Origin of the sequence: Nonomuraea maheshkhaliensis (assembly GCF_039529435.1) — a bacterium.
GTDB classification, from domain to species: domain Bacteria; phylum Actinomycetota; class Actinomycetes; order Streptosporangiales; family Streptosporangiaceae; genus Nonomuraea; species Nonomuraea maheshkhaliensis.
In genome coordinates, this window is the sequence record NZ_BAAAMU010000220.1 from 1 (window position 1) to 8504 (window position 8504).

8 protein-coding genes are annotated in these 8504 nt (G+C 74.8%); all 8 read right to left on the reverse strand.

What is annotated here, in order from left to right:
• A partial coding sequence (locus tag ABFX54_RS54800) for a zinc-dependent alcohol dehydrogenase (protein ID WP_346115280.1) occupies positions 1 to 877 on the reverse strand: 877 nt, incomplete at its 3' end.
• Complete coding sequence (locus tag ABFX54_RS54805) at positions 878 to 1726, reverse strand: fumarylacetoacetate hydrolase family protein (RefSeq protein ID WP_346115281.1); 849 nt, start codon at positions 1724 to 1726, stop codon at positions 878 to 880.
• A gap of 137 nt (positions 1727 to 1863) precedes the next feature.
• Positions 1864 to 2670 (reverse strand): FAS1-like dehydratase domain-containing protein, encoded by an 807-nt coding sequence (locus ABFX54_RS54810; RefSeq protein ID WP_346115282.1) that lies wholly within the window; start codon positions 2668 to 2670, stop codon positions 1864 to 1866.
• Positions 2671 to 2736: 66 nt separating this feature from the next.
• Entirely contained in the window at positions 2737 to 4218 is a 1482-nt protein-coding gene (locus tag ABFX54_RS54815; protein ID WP_346115283.1) for an amidohydrolase, read from the reverse strand.
• Between the two features lie 9 nt (positions 4219 to 4227).
• Positions 4228 to 5466: a CaiB/BaiF CoA transferase family protein gene (locus ABFX54_RS54820; protein WP_346115284.1), complete on the reverse strand. Its 1239-nt coding sequence runs from the start codon at positions 5464 to 5466 to the stop codon at positions 4228 to 4230.
• A gap of 15 nt (positions 5467 to 5481) precedes the next feature.
• Positions 5482 to 6447, reverse strand: coding sequence for a hydroxymethylglutaryl-CoA lyase (locus ABFX54_RS54825; RefSeq protein ID WP_346115285.1), 966 nt, complete (start codon positions 6445 to 6447; stop codon positions 5482 to 5484).
• Positions 6444 to 7715 (reverse strand): hydroxymethylglutaryl-CoA reductase, degradative, encoded by a 1272-nt coding sequence (locus ABFX54_RS54830; protein ID WP_346115286.1) that lies wholly within the window; start codon positions 7713 to 7715, stop codon positions 6444 to 6446. The genes ABFX54_RS54825 and ABFX54_RS54830 overlap by 4 nt, the downstream gene beginning before the upstream one ends.
• 104 nt (positions 7716 to 7819) lie before the next feature.
• Positions 7820 to 8504: PucR family transcriptional regulator (locus ABFX54_RS54835; protein WP_346115287.1), on the reverse strand; the 685-nt coding region annotated here is incomplete at its 5' end.

The window sequence follows — 8504 nt, forward strand, 5'->3', positions numbered from 1 at the left end:
AGGCGGCCGCCGCCGCGGCCAGTCCGGCCGAGCCGCCCAGGATACCCACGGCCGTGACGTCCTTGAGCAGCAGGTCACGGGTGTCGAGGGTGCTCGGCGTACCGGCCAGGCCGATGTAGACCACGCGTCCGGCCGGCTCGACCAGGTCGAGGGCGAGCGCGGGTAACCCGGGCGCGTTGGAGGCGTCCACGACCGCGTCCCATGCCAGTGGCGGCAGCTCGGGCCTGGTCCAGACGCCGGTGAAGCCGAGCGAGGCGGCCAGGCGCAGCCCTTCCTGGTCGCGGCCCATCAGATGCGCCTCGATCCCCTGGGCCCGTGCGAACAGCGCCGCCAGCAGGCCGATCGTGCCGGTGCCGAGAATGAGCAGCCGCCGTCCAGGTTCGAGCGTGGCGGCTTTCACCGCGCGCAAGGCGTTGCCGCCGGGCTCCACCAGCGCGCCGAGCGCGGGGTCCAGCTCGGCGGGCAGCGGGCGCAGGGCGGTGACCGGCACGGCGAGCCGTTCGGCGAGGGCTCCGGCGAAGCCGCGGCTGATGCCGATCTCGGCCAGGTCCTCGCACACGTGGTGGCGGCCGGCCCGGCAGCGTTCGCAGTGCCCGCAGCCGAGCATGGTGTCGCCGGTGACCCGGCGGCCCAGCCACTCGCGCGCCACGCCCGCGCCGGTGTCGGTGACGGTCCCGCACCACTCGTGGCCGGGGCGCAGCGGATACCAGGAGCGGCCGGTCCGCAGGTAGCTCATCTCGCCGCCGAACAGCTCGACGTCGGTGCCGCACACGCCGGCCCGCTCCACGTCCACGACGACCTGTCCAGGCCCGGCGACCGGCGGCTCGACGTCGTGCACCGCGGCCTCGCCGGGACCGGTGATGACCAGGGCGCGCACCTAGCGGGGTCCCACGACCCGCTGACGCTGGCTGCCCAGGCCGTCGATGCCCAGCTCCATCACGTCGCCGGGCTGGAGCCAGAGCTGCGGCTTGTGGCCCATGCCCACGCCGGGCGGGGTGCCGGTGTTGATCAGGTCACCCGGCTCCAGCACCATGAACTGGCTCAGGTGGTGGACGAGGAAGTACGGGTCGAAGATCATCGTCGCGGTGCTGCCGGTCTGGCGGCGGGTGCCGCTGACGTCCAGCCACATGCCCAGGTTCTTGACGTCGGCGATCTCGTCGGGGGTGACCAGCCACGGCCCGGCCGGGTTGAACGTCTCGGCCGACTTGCCCTTGCTCCACTGGCCGCCGCGCTCCATCTGGAAGGCGCGCTCGCTGACGTCGTTGACCACGCAGTAGCCGGCGATGGCGGCGCGGGCCTCCTCGGCGGAGTCGAGGTAGGAGGTACGCCGGCCGATGACGATGCCCAGCTCCACCTCCCAGTCGGTCTTGGTGGCGCCGCGCGGGATGCGGACGTCGTCGTACGGACCGATGAGCGTGTTGGGCGGCTTGGTGAACAGGATCGGCTCGTCCGGCACGGCCTGCCCGGTCTCGGCGGCGTGGTCGCTGTAGTTGAGCCCGATGCACAGGATCTGGTGCGGCCTGGCGATCGGCGCGCCGATCCGCTCACCGGAGAACGCGCGCCGCTCCCCTGTCGCCACCCGCTCGGCGAGCAGCGCGGGGCCGCCCGCGGCGAAGAATCGCTCGTCGAAGTCGGGGGTGACGTCGGAGACGTCGACGTAGTGGCTGTCGTCCACGCGGACGACGGGCTTCTCGGCGCCGGGCGGGCCGATGCGCATGAGGTACACGAAGATCTCCGCTGTCAGGAGTGCGGCGGGGTCGGGCGGGCCGGGACCGCCGCGCGACTGACGCCTGGCTCGTCCACCGTTTCGGGCATGTTCCGCACCTTAGACCACGGTTCAGGAAGCCGGAATGCGGGGGTGATTCAGGCGAACCGCACCTCGGCGCTCACGAGCGCGCCGCCTTCGGCGTCGAGCGCCCACAGCCGCGCCCCGTCCGGCTCGGGCCGCCCGGCCAGCCTGACGGGGGTCCCGAGGTGGACGGGGGCGAGGGCGCGCATGGAGTACGTCGCCGGCGTACGGCCCGGGTTCCTGCGCAGGGCGAGGTCGAGCAGCAGCATGCTGGTGAGCGGGCCGTGGACGAGCAGGCCCGGCTGCCGCTCCACCTCGCGCGCCCACGGGTCGTTGTAGTGGATGAGGTGGCTGTTGTAGGTCAGCGCGGAGTAGCGGAACAGGTGCACGGGGCCCAGGTCGAGCGGCTCGTCCCAGGCGAGGTCGGCCGGCTCGGGGCCCGGCTGGGGGCGGGCCGGGCCGGTGGGGCCGAGGAAGACGTCGTGCTGGCGCACGGTCACGGCGGGGCCGTCCGGTCCGGCGATCGTCCTGGCGACGGTGACGAACACGAGCCTGCCGCTGCGGCCCCGCTTGTCGTCCATCCGGTCGAGCGTGGCGGTCAGGTCGAGCGTCTCTCCGTAGCGGATCGGGCGGTGGAAGGTCATCTCCTCCCCCGCGAACAGGCGGCGCGGCAGGTCGATGTCGGGCACGACGCCGTCGCGGGCCGGGGTGCCATCCGGGCGCAGCGCGTCGAGCGCGAGGTCGGGCAGGAAGTAGAGCCCGTGCCGGCCCGGCGGCAGCACCCCGCCCTCGACCGGCTCGGGGTCCTCCCGCGCGAACGTGTCCCGATAAGCCCGCGCGGGCCACAGGCGAATGGTGTCGGTCCGGGTGATCGTGGTCACAGAGCTCTCCCGTGCGGGACATCGGTCCGGATGGCGGTCACAAGGCCCCCGCGTGCGAGACGCGGGTCATAGGTTTCTCCAGGTCCAACGGCCGGCCAGCAGGGTGCCGGCGACGGGCATCGTGCGGAGGTCGTCGCGGTCGGCAGTGGCCGGGTCGCGGTCGAGGACGACCAGGCCGGCGGGGCCGCCGAGGGCGAAGCCGGTGAGGCCGCGGAAGGCGGCGGCCAGGGCCACGCCGCGTGGCAGGCGCTGCTCCGGATGCCACGGCTCGCGCTCGCCGCGGCTGCGGCTGATCGCGGAGGCGACCGCCTGCCACGGGTCCAGCGGCGCGACGGGGGCGTCGGAGCCGAGCCGCAGGGCGGCCCCGGCCTCGTGCAGCGAGGCGAAGGCGAAGGCGCGGCCCGTCCGGCCCTCCCACAGCCGGTCGGCCACGTCACGGTCGTCCATGGCGTGCTCCGGCTGGACACTCGCCACCAGCCCGAGCCGGGCGAAGCGGGCGAAGTCCTCAGCCCGGACGAGCTGCGCGTGCTCGATCACCCCCGGCCGCCCCAGCTCCTCGAACACGTCGATGACCTGGGTGTTCGCCCGGTCCCCAATGGCGTGCACGGCGGCCTCGATCCCGCCGGGCCAGGCCAGGGCGAGCAGGTCGCGCAGCTCCGCGGCGGTGTAACTCTCGACGCCGCACGCGTGCGGGTCGCCGGGGTCGAGGCCTGGGTACGGGTCCCAGCACAGTGCGGTCCTGGTGTTGAGCGAGCCGTCCACGACGACCTTCAGCCGCCCGACGGTCACCAGCCCACCGGGGTCCAGCGCCGCGCCGGTGCGCAGGCCCCGCGCGAGGGCGTCGTCCAGCCGGTCGGGCCAGATGGACGCCTCCACCCGCAGGCTCGTGACCCCGTCCGCGACCCGCTCGGGCCACAGCCGCACGTTGTCGGCGTGCTCGAAGTCGACGATGCCGACGACCCCGCGCCGGGCCGCCGCCCGCGCCGCGTCGCGGTAGTCGGCCACCGTCAATGAGCCCTCCGCGTCCAGGCCGGGCGAGCCGATCCAGTCGCCCTCGCGCAGCACCCCCGACTCGTCCACGCTCACGCCCATCCGGGCGGCGGCGGCCGAGTTGATCCAGCCGCAGTGCAGGTCGCCGCTGACGAGCACGACCGGGGTGCCGGGGGCGGCCTCGTCGAGGGCGCGCAGGGTGGGCCGGTCGGGCCAGAGCGCGTCGCGGAAGCCGTACCCGGACAGGACTCCCCCTGCGGGAACGGGCGTGCGGGCGAGCGCCGCGCGGACGAGGGCGGCGGTCTCGGCGGCGCTGGTCGCGCCGGACAGGTCCACGCGGCGGCTCTGGACCACCCACTGGGTGAAGTGCACATGTTCGTCCCACAGGCCTGGCCCGAGATGGCGCCCGCCGAGGTCCACCGGCTCGGCGCCGGGGGCGGGCACCGTGCCGGCCGGACCGGCCGCGACGATCCGCCCGCCGCGCACGTGCACGTCGGTGAGGGTGTCATCGCCGTAGCGGCGGGCGTCGCGGAGCAGCAGCCCGTTCGTGTCCGTCATCCCCGGTCCTCAGATCGCGCCGGCGGCGCGGAGCGCGGCGATCTCGTCGGGGCCGTAGCCGGCCAGTGCGCCGAGGACCACCTCGGTGTCCCGGCCGAGCTCGGCCGCCGGGCGCCGTACGTCCGCCGGCGTGGCGCTCAGCTTGATCGGCTGGCCGAACAGCCGTACGCGCCCGAAGCCGGGATGATCGACGCTCACCACCATGTCGCGTTCGGCGGTCCCCGGGTCCTCGACCACGTCCTTGATGGACTTGACCACCGTGAGCGGCAGCACCTCCCCGGCCATCCGCTCCAGCTCCTCGCCGGTGCGCCCGGCCAGCCACCGCGCGATGACGGGCCGCACCCTGCGCTCGTAGACGCCCTCGTCGAAGCGCTTGCGCATGGTGTCGATCTCGGGGTCGGCGGCCAGGCCGGGTTCGCCGAACAGCTCGCACGCCAGGCGCCAGAACTTGTCGGTGTAGGCGCCGAAGAACACGTTCCCGTCCCGGCACGGGAACAGCTCGTACGGCCGCACCCACGGATGCCGGTTGCCGGTGTGCCGGGCGACGTCGCCGTCCACCGTGTAGTTGACGACCGCGTTCTCGGTGAGCGCGATGACGCTGTCCACCTGGGCGACGTCCACGAGCTGCCCCTGCCCCGTGGCCTCCGCGTGACGCAGCGCCAGCAGCGTGCCCGTGACGGCGAACAGGGTCGCGGCGAGGTCGCCGAGCACGGTGCCGACCCGTACGGGCGGGCCGCCGGGGTCGCCGTTCATCGACCACAGGCCGCCGGCCGCCTGCGCGGTGCTGTCGAACGCGGGCCGCCGGCTGCGCGAGCCCGTCTGCCCGTACCCGGAGATGGCCGTGTAGACCAGGCGCGGGTTGACCTCGGCGAGGGTGTCGTAGCCGACGCCGAGCTTGGCCATGGTGCCGGGGCGGAAGTTCTCCACGAGGATGTCGGCCTTGGCGGCGAGGTCCTTGAGCGCCGTGCGGCCCGCCTCGGTGGACAGGTCGAGCGTGATGGTCAGCTTGCCGCGGTTGTACTGGGCGTAGTAGCCGCTCAGCTCCTTCTCCCCCGCCCGCACGTACGGCGGGAAGCCGCGCGTGACGTCGGGGTCCCCCGGGTTCTCCACCTTGATCACGGTCGCGCCGAAGTCGGCCAGGATCTGCCCGCAGTACGGCCCGGCGAGCACGCGGGACAGGTCGAGCACCACGACCCCGGACAGCGCGCCCGGCTGCTCCGGAAGCCCTGGAAACATCTCAGCGATCACTGTCTCTCCTTGTCGTCATCGCCCGGCGGCGGCGAGTGCGGTGGTGACCCGTGACGGCAGCCCGGTGCGGCCCAGCCGGGCGCCGATCCAGCGCGCCACGGCGGCGAGCGCGTCCAGGTCGGCCCCGGTCGCGATCCCCATGCCGTGCAGCAGCCAGACCAGGTCCTCGGTGGCCAGGTTCCCGGTCGCGCCGCGCGCGTACGGGCAGCGCCCGAGCCCGCCGATCGAGGAGTCGAACTCGCGCACGCCCGCGTCGAGCCCGGCGACCACGTTGGCCAGCGCCTGCCCGTACGTGTCGTGCAGGTGCAGCGCGAGGTCGCCTGCGGGGACGCCGAGCGCGGCCAGGTCGCGCACGATCGCGTGCACGTGGCCCGGCGTGGCGACGCCGATGGTGTCGCCGAGCGCGACGGTCGCGCAGCCGGCCTCGAAGAGCGCGGCGGCGGTGGCGGCCACCACGCCCCGGTCCACGGGCCCCTCCCAGGGGTCCCCGAACGCCATCGAGACGTAGCCGCGCACGCCGAGCCCGTGCCCGCGCGCCTCCCGCGTCACCTCCACGGCGGTGGCGAGCGCCGCCTGCCTGGCCGCGTTGAGGTTGGCGCGGGCGAAGCTCTCCGTCGCGCTCACGACCACGGCGACGTGCCGGGCGCCGGCCTCGACGGCCTGTTCCAGGCCGCGCAGGTTGGGCACGAGCGCGACGGTGCGCACGCCGTCCAGGTCGGCGAGGGCGGGCAGCACCTCGGCGGCGTCGGTCAGCTGCGGGATCCACGCCGGCGGGACGAAGCTCGTCGCCTCGATGTCGCGCAGCCCGGCCGCGGCGAGACGGCGGCACAGCTCGATCTTCGTCCTGGCCGGGATGACGGCCGTCTCGGCCTGGAGCCCGTCGCGCGGCCCGACCTCGTAGACGCGCACCCACTCGGGGGCCCGCTCCACGCGCTCGACGATCGGCCGGGGCCGCCAGCGCTCGCCTGGCGGCGTGTTCACGCCCGCTCACCCCGCAGCGACGCCAGCACCTCGCGGGCGTGCTCCTCCTGGATCTTCCCGTCCCGCACCAGCCGCTCCGCGACCCGTGGCACCTCGTCGGGCGTGGCGCCGGCGGCGGCCGCGATCGTCCTGGCGTGCAGCCGCATGTGCCCGTGCTGGATGCCCTCGGCGGCCAGGGCACGGCAGGCGGCCAGATTTTGAGCCAGGCCGACGGAGACGATGATCTCGGCCAGCTCCGCCGCCGAGGTGACGCCCAGGATCTTGAGCGCCGCCTGCGCCACCGGGTGCGCGCGGGTGGCCCCGCCGACGAGGCCGACCGGCATCGGCACCTCCAGCGTGCCGGTGAGGTTGCCGTCGCGGTCCTTCTCGAAGCGTGACAGGGCGGTGTAGGCGCCGTCGCGGGCGGCGTGCGCGTGGCAGCCCGCCTCGACGGCGCGGGTGTCGTTGCCGGTCGCGAGGACGACGGCGCTGATGCCGTTCATGATGCCCTTGTTGTGGGTGGCGGCGCGGTACGGGTCCGCCTCCGCGAACGCGCTCGCCGCCACGATGTCGTCCACGACCTGGGGGCCGCCGAGCAGCTCCGCGTCGAAGACCGCCCGCGCCCGCACGAGCCGGGTGTCGGCCTTGTTGCTCAGGATGCGCAGCAGCGGGCGGCCGCCCGCGCGCTCGGCGAGCACCGGCGCGACCGCCTCGGCCATCGTGTTGACGGCGTTGGCGCCCATGGCGTCGCCCACGTCCACCAGCAGGTGCGCGATCACCTGCGCGCCCGCGCGGGTCCACAGCACCCGGGCGGTCAGGTCGCGGGCGCCGCCGCCGAGCCGGGCGAGCACGGGGTCCTGGGCGTCGGCCAGCGCCAGGATCTCCTCCCTGGCCTCCAGGACGCGGTTGCGCGCCCCGTGCGGGTCGGTCACGTCCACCACCTGGATCTGGGCGATCATCACCGGGCCGGTCCCCGAGGCGTGGAAGCCGCCGTGGACGCGGGCGATGCGCGCGGCGTTGCTCGCGGCGGCCACCACGGACGGCTCCTCGGTGACCATCGGCACGAGGCGGTCGCGCCCGTTCACGGTCACGTTGGTGGCCACGCCGAGCGGCAGCCCGATCGTGCCGATGACGTTCTCGATCAGGTGGTCGGCCTGGTCCAGGGCGAGGCCGCCGGTGTCGAGCGCGCTCAGCGCCTCGGCCGGCACGCCCGCGCCGTCCGCCACCAGGGCGCGCCGCTCGGCCACGCTCCTGTCCTTGATCCCGGAGATCCGGCTGTTGACCGCCACGTGTGCTCCTCGTCGTCCGGTGGACGCGCCGCGGGAGCGATCACCGCGCGACGCCGCTGGTTCCGTCAACGTAGGACGGGCCCGCCCGGCCGGGCCATGGGTGTTCACCCCAGCCCTCCGGGCTGTTCGTGTGCCGATGACCTGTGGGCCGCGCTCATCAGCTCCCGCAGGCGCACGGCCAGGGAGATGCGGAAGAAGCGGTCGTCCTCGCGCCAGCCGGGGCCGAGCAGGGCGTCGAGGCGTTCGAGGCGCTGCAGGATCGTGTTGGGGTGGAAGCCGAGCATCCTGGCGGCCCTGGTGGGGCTGGCGTTGCAGCGGGCGAAGGCCCGCAAAGTGGCCTCCAGCTCGGTGCCGCGTTCGGCGTCGTAGTCGAGCACGGGGCCGATCAGCCGGGTCACGTACGAGGTCAGCGAGCGGGCGTCGGCGTCGAACACGCTCACGTACGGGAGGTAGTCGTCGGTGCCGGCCACCTCGTCGTCCACCCCGATCACGGCGAGCAGGCGGCTGGTGCGCAGGGCGAGCGTGAAGCACTCGACAAGCCCTGCCACCGCCTCCTCGACCGGATCGCCGGCCCCGGCCGGCTCGGTGGGTGGCGGCACCACCGCGAGGACCGGGCCGCCGGCGTGGCGGGCGATGTGCTCCCTGAGGGCGTGCGGGCCGGTGCCGGGCCTGCGCGAGTCCAGCAGCACCACCACGGCGTCGTGGCTCAGCCCGGCCAGCCCGGCCGCGCCGACGTACCGCCGCGCCGCCGCGAGGGCGCGGGCCCGCCGCCCGCCGGGCACGACGTAG